Origin of the sequence: Microbacterium sp. CGR1 (assembly GCF_001266755.1) — a bacterium.
Taxonomy (GTDB): Bacteria; Actinomycetota; Actinomycetes; order Actinomycetales; family Microbacteriaceae; genus Microbacterium.
The window spans coordinates 2,088,790-2,104,374 of sequence record NZ_CP012299.1; the positions used below are offsets into that span (position 1 = coordinate 2,088,790).

At 71.0% G+C, this 15,585-nt stretch carries 13 protein-coding genes; 3 read left to right on the plus strand and 10 right to left on the minus strand.

Annotation, left to right across the window (positions count from 1 at the left end):
• Positions 1-454: 454 nt before the first annotated feature.
• The 7 genes from AKG07_RS10115 to AKG07_RS10145 all read right to left on the minus strand — a co-directional run bounded on the left by AKG07_RS10115 (position 455) and on the right by AKG07_RS10145 (position 8,535).
• Positions 455-1,555, minus strand: a complete 1,101-nt coding sequence (locus AKG07_RS10115; protein WP_053097752.1) for a glycerate kinase — start codon at positions 1,553-1,555, stop codon at positions 455-457.
• The gene (locus AKG07_RS10120) at positions 1,552-2,610 is read right to left on the minus strand and encodes a LacI family DNA-binding transcriptional regulator (protein ID WP_082297895.1); all 1,059 of its coding nucleotides are present in this window, start codon (positions 2,608-2,610) and stop codon (positions 1,552-1,554) included. The genes AKG07_RS10115 and AKG07_RS10120 overlap by 4 nt, the downstream gene beginning before the upstream one ends.
• Before the next feature lie 71 nt (positions 2,611-2,681).
• Positions 2,682-3,440: a sugar phosphate isomerase/epimerase family protein gene (locus tag AKG07_RS10125; protein WP_053097754.1), complete on the minus strand. Its 759-nt coding sequence runs from the start codon at positions 3,438-3,440 to the stop codon at positions 2,682-2,684.
• A gap of 683 nt (positions 3,441-4,123) precedes the next feature.
• Positions 4,124-4,987, minus strand: a complete 864-nt coding sequence (locus AKG07_RS10130) for a sugar phosphate isomerase/epimerase family protein (protein WP_053097755.1) — start codon at positions 4,985-4,987, stop codon at positions 4,124-4,126.
• Positions 4,984-6,156, minus strand: a complete 1,173-nt coding sequence (locus tag AKG07_RS10135) for a dihydrodipicolinate synthase family protein (RefSeq protein ID WP_053097756.1) — start codon at positions 6,154-6,156, stop codon at positions 4,984-4,986. The genes AKG07_RS10130 and AKG07_RS10135 overlap by 4 nt, the downstream gene beginning before the upstream one ends.
• A gap of 2 nt (positions 6,157-6,158) precedes the next feature.
• Entirely contained in the window at positions 6,159-7,322 is a 1,164-nt protein-coding gene (locus tag AKG07_RS10140) for a Gfo/Idh/MocA family protein (RefSeq protein ID WP_053097757.1), read from the minus strand.
• Positions 7,323-7,581: 259 nt separating this feature from the next.
• Positions 7,582-8,535 (minus strand): LacI family DNA-binding transcriptional regulator, encoded by a 954-nt coding sequence (locus AKG07_RS10145; RefSeq protein WP_053099250.1) that lies wholly within the window; start codon positions 8,533-8,535, stop codon positions 7,582-7,584.
• Between the two features lie 158 nt (positions 8,536-8,693).
• Here AKG07_RS10145 and galT point away from each other — a divergent pair, with 158 nt between their 5' ends.
• The 3 genes from galT (at position 8,694) to galE (ending at position 12,179) form a co-directional block, all read left to right on the plus strand.
• Positions 8,694-9,914, plus strand: coding sequence for a galactose-1-phosphate uridylyltransferase (gene galT / locus AKG07_RS10150; protein ID WP_053097758.1), 1,221 nt, complete (start codon positions 8,694-8,696; stop codon positions 9,912-9,914).
• On the plus strand, positions 9,911-11,107 hold the full coding sequence (galK, locus tag AKG07_RS10155; RefSeq protein WP_053097759.1) for a galactokinase: 1,197 nt from the start codon (positions 9,911-9,913) through the stop codon (positions 11,105-11,107). The genes galT and galK overlap by 4 nt, the downstream gene beginning before the upstream one ends.
• Before the next feature lie 94 nt (positions 11,108-11,201).
• Positions 11,202-12,179, plus strand: coding sequence for a UDP-glucose 4-epimerase GalE (gene galE, locus AKG07_RS10160; protein ID WP_053097760.1), 978 nt, complete (start codon positions 11,202-11,204; stop codon positions 12,177-12,179).
• 6 nt (positions 12,180-12,185) lie between these two features.
• Here galE and AKG07_RS10165 read toward each other — a convergent pair whose 3' ends face one another.
• The 3 genes from AKG07_RS10165 to AKG07_RS10175 are packed head-to-tail and all read right to left on the minus strand — an operon-like array spanning position 12,186 to position 15,552.
• The gene (locus AKG07_RS10165; protein ID WP_053097761.1) at positions 12,186-13,511 is read right to left on the minus strand and encodes an MFS transporter; all 1,326 of its coding nucleotides are present in this window, start codon (positions 13,509-13,511) and stop codon (positions 12,186-12,188) included.
• Positions 13,508-14,416 (minus strand): polysaccharide deacetylase family protein, encoded by a 909-nt coding sequence (locus AKG07_RS10170; protein ID WP_053097762.1) that lies wholly within the window; start codon positions 14,414-14,416, stop codon positions 13,508-13,510. The genes AKG07_RS10165 and AKG07_RS10170 overlap by 4 nt, the downstream gene beginning before the upstream one ends.
• Positions 14,413-15,552 (minus strand): ROK family transcriptional regulator, encoded by a 1,140-nt coding sequence (locus AKG07_RS10175; RefSeq protein ID WP_053097763.1) that lies wholly within the window; start codon positions 15,550-15,552, stop codon positions 14,413-14,415. The genes AKG07_RS10170 and AKG07_RS10175 overlap by 4 nt, the downstream gene beginning before the upstream one ends.
• Between the last annotated feature and the right edge of the window lie 33 nt (positions 15,553-15,585).

The following is a 15,585-nucleotide window of genomic DNA, read 5'->3' on the forward strand; positions in this document are numbered from 1 at the left end:
TCCTTGTGCGTGCGGGGTCAATTACGCACCCGAAACGGCCATCCCCGGTGCGAAAGTGACCGCGCCTGGCATCCGCGATGCGAAACTGACCCTGACTGGCGGGCGGAGATGCCCTCGCGTCCCTATCTCGCCGCCCCTGCGTGTGCGGGGTCAATTGCGCACCCGAAACGGCCATCCCCGGTGCGAAAGTGGCCCCGGCTGGCGGACGGAGATGCCTTCCGGCCCTCGTGCTCGCCCCCCTGCGTGTGCGGGGTCAATTACGCACCCGAAACGGCCGATCCCGATGCGAAAGTGGCCCCGACTGGCGAGCCGGCTGCGAAAGTGGTCCCGACGGGCTGGCGGGCGGATGCTGCGGGGGGCGGGGGCAACCCGGGCGGAAGAATGCGGACGAATGCGGACGGATGCTGCGCAACAGCGAACCCCACCGTGGGCCGACGCGCGCCGAGGCGATGCGTCAGACCGAGCGGGCGAGCAGGGCTCCGGCCTCGCGCAACCAGCGGGCGGGGTCGGCGAGCGCGGCATCCGAGGATCCGGCGATCTCGGTGAGCGACGCGGATGCCGTGAACAGCGCGGTGTCGGAGTCGGCCGTGATGCGTCCGGCGGCGAGCAGGGCGGTCGCACCGGTCGTCGACGCGAGGCCGGCGATGAACGAGGGCACCTTGCCGTCTCCGGACTGACCGTCGTACGACCCCTCGCCTGTGATGACATGGTCGGCGTCGGCGATCGCGTCGGCGAGGCCGATCAGGTCCGCCACCTCGGCAGCGCCCGGGGCGAGCGTCGCACCCCAGGCGACCAGCGCACCGCCCGTGCCACCGGCGGCTCCGGTGCCCGGAAGTGCGGAGTCGAGGCCGAGCAGTTCGGCGAGGCCCGCTAGTCCGGCATCCACCTCGGCGAGCTCCGGGCCGACGAGACCCTTCTGCGGTCCGAACACGGCTGCGGCGCCCCGCGGGCCGACGAGGGGATTCGTGACGTCGGTGAGCACGCGCACCCGCGGCGCCGTGCGCAGACCGCTCAGGTCGACGGAGGCGATGTCGGCGAGACCGCGGGCTCCTCGCGCGACCGGCTCACCGGCGGCATCGAGGAATCGCGCACCGAGGGCGGTCAGCATCCCGGTGCCGCCGTCGGTCGACGCGCTCGACCCGATGCCGACGACCAGTCGCGTGACGCCGTGGTCGAGGGCTGCGGCGATCGCCTGACCGAATCCGGTGGTGTCGGCATCCCACGGACGCAGTTCGTCGAGCAGTTCGATGCCCGAGGTCGACGCGAGGTCGACGACGGCGGTCCCCCCGGGAGAATCCCCCGAGACGGGAAGCAGCAGCCAGCTCGTCTCCAGCGGCAGCCCCGCGGGTCCGTCGACGACGACCGGCATGCGTCGCGCTCCCGGCACGGCCGCCTCGAACGCGGCGACGGTGCCCTCGCCGCCGTCAGCCATGGGGCGGTGCACGAACGTCGCGGTCGGCTCGACCGATGACCAGCCTTCGGCGAGGGATGCCGCCGCATCCGCCGCGGTGATCGTGCCCTTGAAGCTGTCCGGCGCCAGCACCACACGGGTCATCGGGTGAGTCCGGGGGTGCTCGCCCGCACGATGACCTCGAGCGGAAGCGGAGCCTGCTGCCAGTCGGCGTCGACCGTCGCACGGAAGGCCTGATATCCGACCTCGCTGAGCGGCACGCGCACGGTGGTGAGCGCCGGGGTGACATCGCTGCTCGAGGGCACGTCATCGAAGCCGCAGACCGCGATGTCGGCGCCGACCTCACGACCGGCCTCGCGGATCGCCGCCATCGCTCCGATCGCGACCACGTCGCTCATGCCGAACACGAGCGTTCCGGGTTCGACGCCGTCGGCGAGGGCCGCCGTCATCGCCTGCGCACCCGATTCGCGGCGGAAGTCGCCGCGGATCACCTGCTCGATGGCCCCGCCGTCGGTCTCGAAGCCGGCGCGGAATCCGGCGAGACGCTCGTCCGACGTCAGCACTCCCTCGGCCGCGCCGATCGCGATGGCGGAGCGGTATCCGAGAGACGCCATGCGGCGACCGAGCGCTTCGGCGCCGGCGCGGTTGTCGATCTCGACGTGGCGGTTGTCTGCGCTGCCGGCGCCGAACGTGACCACGCGTCCACCGAAGCGGGCGTACTCCGCGAGCTCGCGTGAGGTGTCGGAGTCCGTCGGCTCGTTCGTGCGCGATGCGGCGAGGATCAGGCCCTGGGGTCGCTGCCCACGGAGGGCCCGCACGATGCGCGCCTCGCGTGCCGGATCTCGCTCGGTGATCGCGATCGTCACGACAAGGCCCTGTTCGTCGGCTCCGCGAGCGACACCGGCCGCGATGAGTCCGAAGTAGGGGTCGGCGATGTCGGCGACCAGCAGTGCGATGACGGGCGAGCTTCCTCGGGCGGTCGCCTGCGCCGATGCGTTAGCCGTGTAGCCCAGTTCGGCGGCCGCCTGCTCGACGCGCTCACGGAAGGACTCGGCCACCTTGCGCTCGGATCCGTTGAGAACACGGGATGCCGTGGCGAGCGAGACCCCGGCCTCACGGGCGACGTCGTGCAGGGTCGGGGCCGCGCCCCGCGAATGCCGCGGCTGACGCACGCGGGAAGGGCTTTCCTGCTGACTCATGCCCTGAGCATACTGCGCGGTGAGGGCGATGCCGGGGAGGGTCCGGCGACCGGGCTGCGGGGGCGCATGGCTCAGAGGGAGAGGTAGGCGCGCAGCGTCGCCGCCTCGCCACGCAGCAGCGTCGGATCATCGCCGGGTACGAACTCGAGCAGCGCATCGCGGGGCGGAGTCGTCGCGGACAGCGCCTCCGCGAAGAAGCGGGTCCACAGGGCATCCCTCGCCCGCAGCGGAAGCCTCTCGTGATCCGGCCACCACGAGAACACGTGCGCGGCGCTGACCCGGTCGGCGATCGCGCGGTACTCGTCGAGCACCGCATCGACCGTGGCGCCGACCGTCGGCTGCCAGTACGAGCGGAGCGTCGGCCGAGCCACCTCATCGAGCACCCGCAGCGTCGTCGGGGCGGTGTCGGCGAGCGTCCCGGAGTGGAACTCGAGCGCGAGCGAGATTCCCCGGGCGGCGGCCTCATCGACAGCATCCTGCAGTCGGGCGATCGTCGACGCCCAGTCCTGCGGCGACGCCTCGTCGGACCCGATCGGCCCTGCCCAGACGCGCGCGCGATCGACACCGAGCGCCTCGGCGGTGTCGAGCACGGGGGTGATCGGCTCGTCGGCACCGGCACGGAAGTACGAGCCGTAGGAGCACGCGACGAGCCCGGCATCCGTCGTGAGCGTCGCGACCCTTGCGGCCTGCTCGACGTCGCCGGGCAGCACGTGCGAATCGGCTCCCCACTCGATGACCTCGAGTCGGGCGTCGGCGGCGAGGTCGACCACCTGTTCGGCGCTCAGCGACCGGAAGGTCACCGAGCAGAGTCCTGGGCGGATCTTCGTCATGACGTCATCCTCTCAATCGTTCGGCGGGGTGTCTCGGGGCTTGCGCCGTGCGCGACCGCCGCGTACAGGTGGGCGGTTCCCGGGTGGGGATCCGGTCTTCGGCGGCGTTCTGTCCGGTCCGGTCCGGTCCGGTCCGGTCCGGTCCGGTCCGGTCCGGTCCGACGAGAAAACCGCCGCACCCCGTCCCGTCTGCAGGACCCAGGCACGGATGCAGGACAGAAACGGTGCCACGGCCCTGCATCCGTGCTCGGGTCCTGCAGGTGCTCCGGCGAACGGTCCGGTGCCGGCGGACGTTCCCGTCCGGTCTTGTCCGGTCCGGTCTTTTCCGGTCCGGTCTTTTCCGGTCCGGTCCCGTCGGACGAGAAGACCGCCGCACCCCGTCCCGTCTGCAGGACCCAGGCACGGATGCAGGACGGAAACGGTGTCATGGCCCTGCATCCGTGCTCGAGTCCTGCACGTGCTCCCGGCGAACGGTCCGGTCTTTTCCGGTCCGGTCCCGTCGGACGAGAAGACCGCCGCACCCCCTCCCATCTGCAGGACGCGGGCACGGATGCAGGACAGAAACGGTGTCATGGCCCTGCATCCGTGCTCGGGTCCTGCAGACGGTGGAAGCGTGGCCCACTCGCGGACGTTCGCGGCCGGTGCCCGACCGAAACCCGACCCCGACCGGATCCCGGTGGCCGTCAGCGCAGATGCGGCGAGATCGCGGTGCCGAAGGTCTCGGCCGTACGACGGACGACGTGCTCGGGAGCGTCCGCCCAGATGTCGGCGTTGAAGATCTCGACCTCGATGTCACGGTCGTATCCGGTGTCGATCACGGCCCGCGTGAGCGAGCCGAAGTCGATCACGCCGTCACCCGTGTAATGCCGCGACAGCAGCACATCGGCGGCGAGCGGGGTCTTCCAGTCGCACACCTGGTACGTCGCGATGCGCCCTTCGCGGCCGGCGCGCGTGATCTGCTCGAGCACCTGCGGATCCCACCAGATGTGGAACGTGTCCACCGCCGCGCCCACGACGTCGGCATCGAAATCGGCCGCGATGTCGAGTGCCTGCCCGAGCGTCGAGACGACCGCGCGGTCGGAGGCGTACATCGGATGCAGGGGCTCGATCGCGAGCGTCACGCCCGCCGCCTTCGCGTCGGACGCGAGCACGCCGATCGCATCGCGCACACGCTCGCGTGCGCCGATCAGATCGCGCGATCCCACCGGGATGCCGCCGGCCACGAGCACGAGAACGGCCGTCGATCCGTCGGCGCCCGCGGCGGCGAGGGTCGCGGTCTCCTCGATCGCTCGGCGGTTGTCGTCGAGCGCAGCGATGCGATCCGGCCCCTCCGGAAGGGTGAAGAAACCACCGCGGCAGTGGGTCGTGAAGCGCAGCCCCGAATCGGCGAGCATCTGCGCGGCGACGTCGAGCCCGACCTCGTTCACGGGCTCGCGCCACAGGCCGATCGCCTGGATGCCGGCATCCGCCGTCACCCGCAGCGCCGTCGCGAGGTCTGCGTGCTTGATCGTGGCCTGGTTGATCGACAGGCGCGGGTCGACGGTCACAGGTCCACTCCGTTCAGGCGCAGCATCCCGTGCCAGCGCTCGCGTGCGAGTTCGGGATTCTCGAGGGCGAGCGACGCGTTCGCCAGCTCGACGATGCGGCTGAGGTGCGGAAGGCTGCGCGCCGAGTGCAGTCCGCCGACCATCTGGAAGGCGGGCTGGTGCCCGTTGAGCCAGGCGAGGAAGGCGACACCGGTCTTGTAATAGAAGGTCGGCGCGGCGAACACCTGGCGGCTGAGCTCTTCGGTCGGGCCGAGGATCTCGAGGTAGAGCTCGGGGTCCCCGGCATCGAGCGCCTGGATCGCCGCGGAGGCGACCGGGGTGATGGCCGCGAACGCGCCGAGCAGCGCGTCGGAGTGCCCGTCACCCTGCCCCACGGTGTCTCCGCCGATGAGGCCGACGTAGTTGAAGTCGTCGCCGGTGAACATGCGCACACCCTGCGGCAGTCGCTCGCGCACCGAGATCTCCGACTCGGCGTTCAGGAGGCTCATCTTCACGCCGGCGACCTTTTCGGGGTTCTCGGCGATCACGTCGAGCAGCACAGCGGATGCCGTCTGCCAGTCGTCCGCTCCGAAGTACCCGGCGAGCTCGGGGTCGAAAGCCGTGCCGAGCCAGTGCAGCACGACCGGGACGGTGGCCGCCGAGAGCACCTCGCGATAGACGCGACGGTAGTCGTCGGCGTTCTCAGCGACACGGGCGAGGTGGCGAGAGGCCATGAGCACCGGGCCCGCCCCCTGCTCCTCGGTGAAGTGCAGCTGCTCCTTGTAGGCGTCGATCACCTGGTCGAGCGAGATGTGCGACTCGGCGACGTGATCGGTGTTGACGCCGACCACGACCGAGCCGCCCTCCTCGCGGGCGACCTCGGCGCTGCGCGTGATGAGCTCGCGCGTCGCCGCGGCATCCAGCCCCATGTTCCGCTGAGCGGTGTCCATGGCGTCGGCGACGCCCAGACCCCACGAGTACACGTTGCGGCGGAACGCCAGAGTCGAGTCCCAGTCGATGTCGGCGGGCTGCCCCGGGGTGTTGTCGGCGTACACCTTCGGCACGACATGGGCTGCGGCGTACGCGACGCGGCTCTGCAGCGGAGAGGCCGGACGCGTGTACCCGCCGCCCTCGCGCAGTTCGGCATCCGTCACCGCGCCCGCGGCGTCGAGAAGTCGGAGAGAGGTCATGCTCAACCCAGCGTCAGCGGGGTGAGTGCGACCTTGCGGCCTTCGGCGCTGGAGGTCAGCCCCGCCTCGGCGAACTGCACGCCGCGGGCGCCCGAGAGCAGGTCGAAGGGGTACTTCGTGCCCTCGACGAACGAGACCAGGTATTCCTCCCACTGCTGACGGAAGCCGTTGAGGAAGACATCGTTGGTCGGGACGTTCTGCCAGTCGGCGTCGTAGTCGTGGCTGTCTTCGAGGTCGGGGTTCCAGACCGGCTTCGGAGTCGCGTTGCGGGGCTGGATCTTCGCGCCGAAGAGTCCGACGACCGCGGATCCGTGGGTGCCGTCGACCTGGAACTCGACGAGCTCGTCGCGGTTGACGCGCACCGTCCAGCTGGAGTTGATCTCGGCGACGATGCCGCCCTCGATCTCGAAGATGCCGTACGCGGCGTCCTCGGCGGTGGCGGTGTAGTGCTCGCCGTTCTCGTCCCAGCGGTCGGCGATGTGCACGGCGGCCTGCGCGTAGACGCTCTTGACCTCGCCGAACAGGTTCTCGAGCACGTAGTTCCAGTGCGGGAACATGTCGACGATGATGCCGCCGCCGTCTTCGGTGCGGTAGTTCCAGCTGGGGCGCTGCGCGGGCTGCCAGTCGCCCTCGAAGACCCAGTAGCCGAACTCGCCGCGCACCGAGAGGATGCGGCCGAAGAAACCGGAGTCGATGAGGCGCTTGAGCTTCTGCAGACCCGGCAGGTAGAGCTTGTCGTGTACGACGCCGGTCTTGACGCCGGCCTCGTCCGCGAGACGCGCGAGCTCGAGGGCCTCGTCGAGCGACTCGGCGGTCGGCTTCTCGGTGTAGATCGCCTTGCCGGCCGCGATCGCCTTGCGAAGGGCCGAGGCGCGGGCCTTGGTCACGAGGAAATCGGCGTAGATCTCCCACTTCGGGTCCGCGAGCGCTGCGTCGAGGTCGGTCGTGTAGTCGTCGATGCCGTGCTTCGCGGCGAGCTCGGCGAGCTTGGCCTCGTTGCGGCCGACAAGCAGCGGCTTGACCGTGATGCGGGATCCGTCGGGCAGCTCGATGCCGCCCTGGTCGCGGATCGCGAGGATCGACCGCACGAGGTGCTGCCGGTAGCCCATGCGCCCGGAGACGCCGTTCATGATGATCCCGATCTCGCGGGGTGTCGCCTGTGACATTGCTGGTCCGTTCTGTGGGAAGCCGGTGCGCCGGTCGCCCGTTGTGGGTAAGCGCTTTCCGTCAGCATGCCATGACTCCGTCGGGCGCGCAAGCGGCGAGTGGAAACCGCTATCCGGGTTCGCGGGGCGGTGGCGTGGCCGCCCCTGCCGCGTGCGTGGTCACAAACGCATCCGAAAGGCGCGATTCACGTGCGTTTCTGGCCACGCACCGCCAGGGGGCGGGGTGCGGGGGCGGGCGGGGTGCGGGGGGCGGCGCGGCTCAGCGCGTGCTGGAGCGTTCGACCAGAAGCGTCGGCACGACGACAGCGGATGCCGCACCGTCCGCGGCACCCTCGATGTCGGCGACGAGCAGGTCGACGGCGCGGCGTGCCAGGGCGGCGAAGTCCTGACGGATCGTCGTCAGCGGCGGGCGGTAGTTGGCGGCATCCGGCACGTCGTCGAAGCCGATGACGCTGACGTCCTCGGGAACCCGCCGCCCCGATTCGGCGAGCGCACGGAGGAGCCCGAGCGCCATCTGGTCGTTGGCGCAGAACACGGCGGATGCTGCTCGCAGCGCCTCGCCCGCGGCGAACCCTGCCTCGGCGGTCCAGTCGCCGCGGACGACCTCGGTCGCCTCGACCCCGGCCTCCGCGAGCGCCTTCCGCCATCCGCGCTCGCGCTCGGCGGCCGCGAACGAGTCGGCAGGCCCGGCGAGGTGGTGCACCGTCTCGTGTCCGAGGCCCAGCAGGTGAGCGGTCGCCGCAGCGGCGCCTCCGACATGGTCGCTGTGCACGACCGCGAGATCCGCAGACCCCGGGGCGTCGACGACCACGAGGCGCAGTCCCGGCGGCCGATCGGCTGCGGGTACCAGCGCCGACGCCTCGTTCAGCACGATCGCGCCGTCGACCTCCTGCTCGGCCAGGCGCTCGAAGGCGTCGGCCACGCTGTCGCCCGCGGTGACGAGGGTGAGGGCGTAGCCGCGTTCAGCCGCGGCCTCGGCGGTGGCCTGCAGCATCCGCGAGTTGCCGACCGTCGCGAGAGTGGTGACGACGAGTCCGATGGTCTGCGAGCGTCCGGTGCGCAGAGCGCGCGCTGCGCGGTGGGGGCGGTAGCCGAGCTCGGCCATCGCGGCTTCGACGCGCCGGCGGGTCGCGGGGTCGACGCGAGGGCTGTCGTTGACGACGCGCGACACGGTCTGACCCGAGACGCCGGCACGGGAGGCGACCATCGCCATCGAGACACGACCGGACGGGGCCTGGCGACGGCGCGGGCGCGCGGCGCCGCGACGCAGATCATCGTCGCGCAGCAGCTCGTCGTCCACGGGCACCCTCTCTACGCGCTCACAACTCCGGAATGTTGACGTTACCACGGCGCTGTGCGTACCATGTTTACGTGAACACGCCCGAATCTCCCGAGTTGCGAACCGAGACCCTCTCCGCCGGCATCGTCAAGCGCGCGACGACGCTCGCCGACGGCCGCGAACTGATCTACTTCGATGATCCCGACACGACGCTCGGGGCCGACCGCGCCGTCGACAGCCGCACGCTCGACGCCCGCGGCGAGACCGCCACGATGCGCCTCGATGTGCTGACCGGCGACTGGATCACGGTCGCCGCCAACCGGCAGAACCGCGTGATGATGCCGAGCGCCGACGCCGATCCGCTCGCTCCGCAGTCGCCGACCAACCCCTCGGAGGTGCCGTCGCTCTACGACGTCGCCGTGTTCGAGAACCGCTCGCCCGCCTTCGGCCCCGCCCTCGCCGAGGCGACCGGCACCGCTCCTGAGGCGAGCAACCCTCCCCGCGGGCTCGACGATCTCGCCGCCCTCGGACTCGGCCGCACCCGCACCTCGGTCGGACGCTGCGAGGTCGTGTGCTTCAGCCCCGAGCACACCGGCTCGTTCGGCACCCAGTCGGTGACGCGCGCCCGCACGGTGATCGAGGCCTGGGCCGACCGCACCGCCGCCCTGTCGAAGCTGCCGGGCATTCAGCAGATCTTCCCGTTCGAGAACCGCGGCGAGGCCATCGGCGTCACGCTCCCCCACCCCCACGGCCAGATCTACGCCTACCCCTACGTGACGCCGCGCACCACGCGCCTGCTCGACTCGATCGACCGCACCGCGCCCGACCTGTTCCAGCACATCCTCGAGTCCGAGCAGGCATCCGAGAGGGTCGTCTTCCGCGGGGAGCACTGGACGGCATTCGTGCCCTTCGCCGCCCGCTGGCCGCTGGAGGTGCACCTCATGCCGCACCGCCACGTTCCGGACTTCGCCGAGACGACGGATGCCGAACGCGACGAGCTCGCGCCCCTCTACCTGCGACTGCTCCGCGGTGTCGACGCGCTCTACGACACCCCGACGCCCTACATCGCCGCCTGGCACCAGGCCCCGGTGAACGTCGGCCGAGACAGCGTGCGCCTGCACCTGCAGCTGACCAGCCCCCGCCGGGCGGCCGACAAGCTCAAGTTCCTCGCGGGATCCGAGGCCGCGATGTGGGCCTGGGCCGCCGAGGTCACCCCCGAGCAGGGTGCGGCCCGCATCCGCGAGGCCATCGCGAAGGCCGACGCCGCACACACCGCATCCGCAGACCAGAACGCAGACGAGGCATCCGCATGACCACCACCCAGGACGCCGCGCGCGCACTCTTCACCGACCTCACCGGTCGCACCCCCGAAGGCGTCTGGTCGGCGCCGGGGCGCGTGAACCTGATCGGCGAGCACACCGACTACAACGACGGATTCGTGCTGCCCTTCGCCATCCCGCATCGCACGGTCGCCGCCGTGGGAATCCGCGACGACCGCCGCATCCGCGTCGCCTCGACCTTCGCCGACGAGCCGGTCGAGGTCTCCCTCGACGACCTCGACGAGCTGTTCCCGACCCCGACCGGCACCGCGCCGCGGGTGCCCGAGTGGGCCGCCTACCCCCTCGGTGTCGCCTGGGCGCTGCGCCAGGCCGACGGTGTCGCTCCGTCCGCGGCCACCGGTTCAGGGCTCGACATCGCCATCGCGTCCGACGTGCCCGTGGGCGCGGGGCTCTCGTCGTCGGCGGCGATCGAGGGTGCCACGGCATCCGCGCTCAACGACCTCTGGGCCGCCGGGCTCGACCGCGTCGCCCTCGCCCGCGTCGGTCGGAAGGCCGAGAACGAGGCGGTCGGCGCCCCGACCGGCATCATGGACCAGATGGCGTCGATGCTCGGCGAGCCGGATGCCGCGATCTTCCTCGACTGCCGCTCGCTCGATGCGAACCTCGTGCAGGTCGGCATCGCCGAGGCCGGCCTCGCGATCCTCGTGATGGACACCCGGGTCAAGCACGCGCACTCCACGGGCGGATACGGCGAGCGCCGTGCGGCCTGCGAGCGCGGTGCCGCGATCATGGGCGTGCCGAGCCTGCGCGACATCTCGGTCGACGACCTGCCCCGCGCCGAGGAGCTCATGGACGACGTGACGTTCCGCCGCGTGCGGCACGTGGTCACCGAGAACCAGCGCGTGCTCGACACCGTCGTGGTGCTGCGCGAAGACGGTGCCCGTGCGATCGGCGACCTGCTCGTGGCCTCGCACGCCTCGATGCGCGACGACTTCGAGATCTCGGTCCCCGAGCTCGACACGGCGGTCGAGATGGCCCTCGCGGCCGGCGCACTCGGTGCTCGCATGACCGGTGGAGGCTTCGGCGGTGCGGCGATCGCGCTGATCGAGCAGGACTCGGTGCAGCAGGTGACGGATGCCGTGTCGGCGGCGTTCGCCGCATCCGGTTTCACCTCCCCCGTGATCTTCACCGTCACGCCGTCGGCCGGGGCGCATCGCGACGCGTGACCGCTGCCCGCTCGACCACGTCGTGAACTCGCGGCTTCAGAGTCCGCCGATCGCGACCTGAGATACTGAACACTTCCCCACCCTGAGGAGCACAATGTCCTGGATCGTGACCGGCGGCGCCGGCTACATCGGCTCGCACGTCGTTCGCGCACTGGCGGATGCCGGGCTCACGCCCGTCGTCCTCGACGACCTCTCGAGCGGCGTCGCATCGTTCGTGCCCGAAGGCGTGGCTTTCGTGCAGGGCAGCATCCTCGACCGTGAACTGGTCGAGAAGGCGCTGCGCGATCACGACGCCGAGGGTGTCATCCACGTCGCCGGATACAAGTACGCCGGCGTCTCGGTGCAGCGTCCGCTGCACACCTACGCGCAGAACGTCGAGGGCACTCGGGTGATCCTCGAGGCGATGGATGCCGCGGGCGTCACCAACATCGTGTTCTCGTCGTCGGCGGCCGTGTTCGGCACTCCCGATGTGGCGCTCGTCGTCGAGGAGACCGCCAAGAAGCCGGCGAGCCCCTACGGCGAGTCCAAGCTCATCGGCGAGTGGCTGCTCCGTGACCAGGCGATCGCGACCGCCGACTCCGACAAGCCGCTGCGTCACACCTCGCTGCGCTACTTCAACGTGGTCGGCTCGGCCGACCCGTCGGTCTATGACGTGAGCCCGCACAACCTCTTCCCGATCGTGTTCGAGAAGCTCATCGCCGGCGAGACCCCCCGCATCAACGGCGACGACTACGACACCGAGGACGGCACCAACGTGCGCGACTACGTGCACGTCGGCGACATCGCCGCCGCCCACGTCGCGGCAGCGAAGCGTCTCGCCGGTGGCGAGCCGATCGAGGCCGCGTACAACCTCGGCTCGGGCGACGGCCTCAGCGTGAAGCAGATCATGGACGCGGTCGCGCGCGTCACGGGCATCGACTTCACCCCTGAGATCGGCCCTCGGCGTCCGGGAGACCCCGACCGCATCGTCGCGACCGGCGAGCTCGCCGCGCGTGACCTCGACTGGAAGATGCGATACACGGTCGACGAGATGGTGCGCACGGGCTGGGAGGCCCGTCAGGCCGCGTCCTGACGTCGGTCAGAGATCGCGCGTGCGGATCGGGTAGAGCCAGAAGCACAGCCACGCGAGGGCGGCGAAGACGAGCGGGACCACCGCGACCATGACGCGGATCCCGCCGTCGACGGCCTCCGGCTGCGCTTCGCCGAGCGAGGCGTCGAAGCCGGATGCCGTGAGCACCACCGCCGCCACGACGGCCTGCAGCACGACCGAGCCGCGCACGACGAAGCCGTTCACCCCGAAGTACGCGCCCTCGCGTCGATGACCGGTGCGCGTGGCGTCCTCGTCGATGATCTGAGCGAGCACGACCTCGAGCAGCTGCAGCAGACCGCCGACGCCGACGCCCACCGCGACGCCGATGAGCGCTGCGGCGAGCACGGTCGACGGCAGCAGGTAGCCGAGCACGGAGATCCCGAACACGGCGACGCTCCACAGCAGCGCTGCGCGGGGTGAGGTGCGGCGCACGATCGCGCTCCACAGCACGATCGACGGGATGGCTGTGACGAAGATCGCCCCCAGCAGCAGACTCGCCTCCCCCTCGGCGGCGCCCAGCGAGTAGCGCACGTAGAACGGCAGCGCCGCGAGGATGACGGCGATCGAGGTCTGGATGAACAGCGAGCCGAGCACGTAGGGCACGAACGCCCGGTTCGCGAACGTGTACTTCAGCTGGTCACCCCAGCGCATCGCCTCGGATGCGGCCTCGGGCACTCGACGCTCGATCATGCCACCGAAGAACGACCACACGAGCAGCGCGAGGCAGACGGCCGAGAGCACGAGGGCCATTCCCGGCCAGCCGATCGAGTCGTACAGCGCAGGGGCACCCGCGGTGCCGAGCACCATGCCGAGGATCGCGAAGATCTGACGGGGCACGTTGCCACGCGCTCGCTCGTCGGTCGTGCGGAAGATCTCGGGGAACAGCGCCGAGATGTTCAGCACGACCACCACGAACGCGACGTCGTACACCGCCACCACGATCAGGAACCAGACGATCAGCCCGGCGGTCGGCAGCTCCGGCGGCATCCACACCAGCGCGAAGGCGACCACGAGCGGCACGATGCCGAGACCGATCCACGGGATGCGGCGGCCCCACGGCGTGCGGATGCGGTCGGACAGCGCCCCGACGACCGGGTTGAGCACCGCGTTCAGCACGCCGTGCGCGATCATCGCCGCGGCCACCCATGCTGGCGCGACACCGAGGTGGGTGACGTAGAAGTAGACGACGAAAGCCGAGAACGTCTGCGCCATGAGCTGGGTCGGGAACCCCGATGCTCCGAACGCGATGGCCTGAGCCCTCGTGGGGGCGGCGTCGAGTCGTCGGTCGCGCAGCCGCGTCGTCAACGACGTCATGCGCGTCGGCTCCGCTGCAGATCGCGCAGATCGCGCCATCCGAGCCGCACCAGTCCCTCGTCGGCGAACACCTGCAGCACCTCGGGGTCGGAGAGCAGGCGAAGCTCGTGCCCGCGTTTGGCCGCACCGAAGTCGACGGCCGCGCGCAGCTCGTCGTCGTCGACCATCGGATGCAGGTAGATCTCGGTCACTCCGGCCGGAACCGCGCGCAGCAGCGCGATGAACCCGTCGCGCACCTGTTCGTACGACTCGTCCGGCGCCTCTTCGAACGGGTGGCTCCACAGCCGATCGATGATCTCGACGCCGAGCGCGTCGGCGGCGGCCGAGGCCTCGGCGAGCTTCGCCTGCAGGGCGGCGTCGTCGCCGGTCCCGTCCATGCTGCGCGGCAGCCGGAACGGCAGGCCGTTGCGGGCGGCGAGCTCGAACACCGGGCCGAGGAAGTCCCGCCCGGTCAGCAGACCGTAGACAGACCCCATGTGGTTGTCGAGATGCGTCACGTCGACCCCGGCGTCCAGCGCCGTCTGCAGCTGCGCGGCGATCTCGGCGGTGACGTCGTCGACCGACGCGAGCTCTTCGATCGCGAGGACGCCGGCGGGAAAGTACCCCGCGTCGTCGACGAGGGTGGTGTCGGTGCCGGTGAGGGGCCGCCAGCGGTAGTCGGTCCACTCGCTCGTGAGCACGAGGTGCACGCCGACGTCGAGGTCGGCGCGCGAGGCCGCGAAAGCGAGCGCCTCGGGTGCCCACGCGCACGGCACCATGAGCGTCGTCGAGTCGATGTGCCCCGCATCGAGCAGCTGCATGATCGCGGTGTTGGCCGCGTGGCACATGCCGAAGTCGTCGGCGTTGATGATCACGCCCCTGGCTCCCGGCGCGAGGCCGAGGTGATCCGCGAGGTCCGAGGTCATCGCCGACTCCTGTCCGATGCGGGAAGCAACCGCGAGAAGACGGTCGCGCGAAGAGCGGATGCCGCCTCACCGACTGCGCCGACCAGCGGCGCCTCCGGGCCGAACGACGAGACGAGGAGGGTGAGCGGGAGCTGCGGGGCGAGCTCTTCGGCGAAGGCGACCGCCGCTCGGGCCAGCGCCGGGTGCGCGGCAGTGCCGCTGAGGAGGAACGCCTCGGGATCGAGCACGAGCGCGATGCTGCCCGCGATCAGGGTGAGCCTGCGTCCCATCTCGGCGGCCATGGCGAGTGCGGCCGGATCGCCGGCGGAGGCGGCGTCGAGATGCTGGTCGATCGTCTCGTCCGGGTCACGCCCGTTCGCCAGTGCGAGGTCGCGCACGACGGCGTCACCGAGCACGGGAGCGCCGATCGGCAGCGGACTCTGCGGCAGATACATGACCTCGCCGGCCACGCCCGAGAAGCCCCGGTGCAGGGAGCCGTCGATCACGATGCCGGCGCCGAGTCCGTCGTCGAGGAGCAGCAGCGCGAAGCTGCTGAGCGCCGCGCCGGCGCCCTCGGAGAGCTCGGCGAGCGCCGCGAGATTGACGTCGTTCTCCACCCGCACCGGGCAGCCGAGGCGCGTCGACAGGGCGTTCTTGAACGCGCCGCCGTCGGGGCCCTGATCGTCGCGGATGACTCCGTCGGCGGTGACGATGCCCGGGATGCCGACGACCGCGAGCAGCAGCGGACCGGCCACGGCCCTCTGACAGGCGTCGATGAGCCCGGCGATGTGCTGCACGCGGTCCCCGCGCACGGGGAAGGCGGCGTGGCTCTCGGCCCGCACGGCTCCGGTCGGGTCGACCAGCGCGACGTGGGCGGCGTGGGCGTCGACGTGCACCGCGGCAGCGAGTCCGAGATGTGGATGCAGCGAGACGCGCCCTGCTGCCGGTCCCCGCGTGTCACGGTCGACGCCCGCAGCGGCGACCGCCGACGATGATTCGAGCATCCGCAGCACCTGCGTCACCGCAGTGCGGGAGAGACCGGTCTCGGCGACCAGTTCGGCGCGGGTGAGCGGGCCTCGGCGCGCGAGCGTCTCGAGGATCGCGCGGCCGTTGAGTGTTCGGAGCAGGGTCTGGGGCCCCGCAAGTGGTCGTGCCAAGTTGATCCCCCCGGATTCGACGTCCGCCCCAGC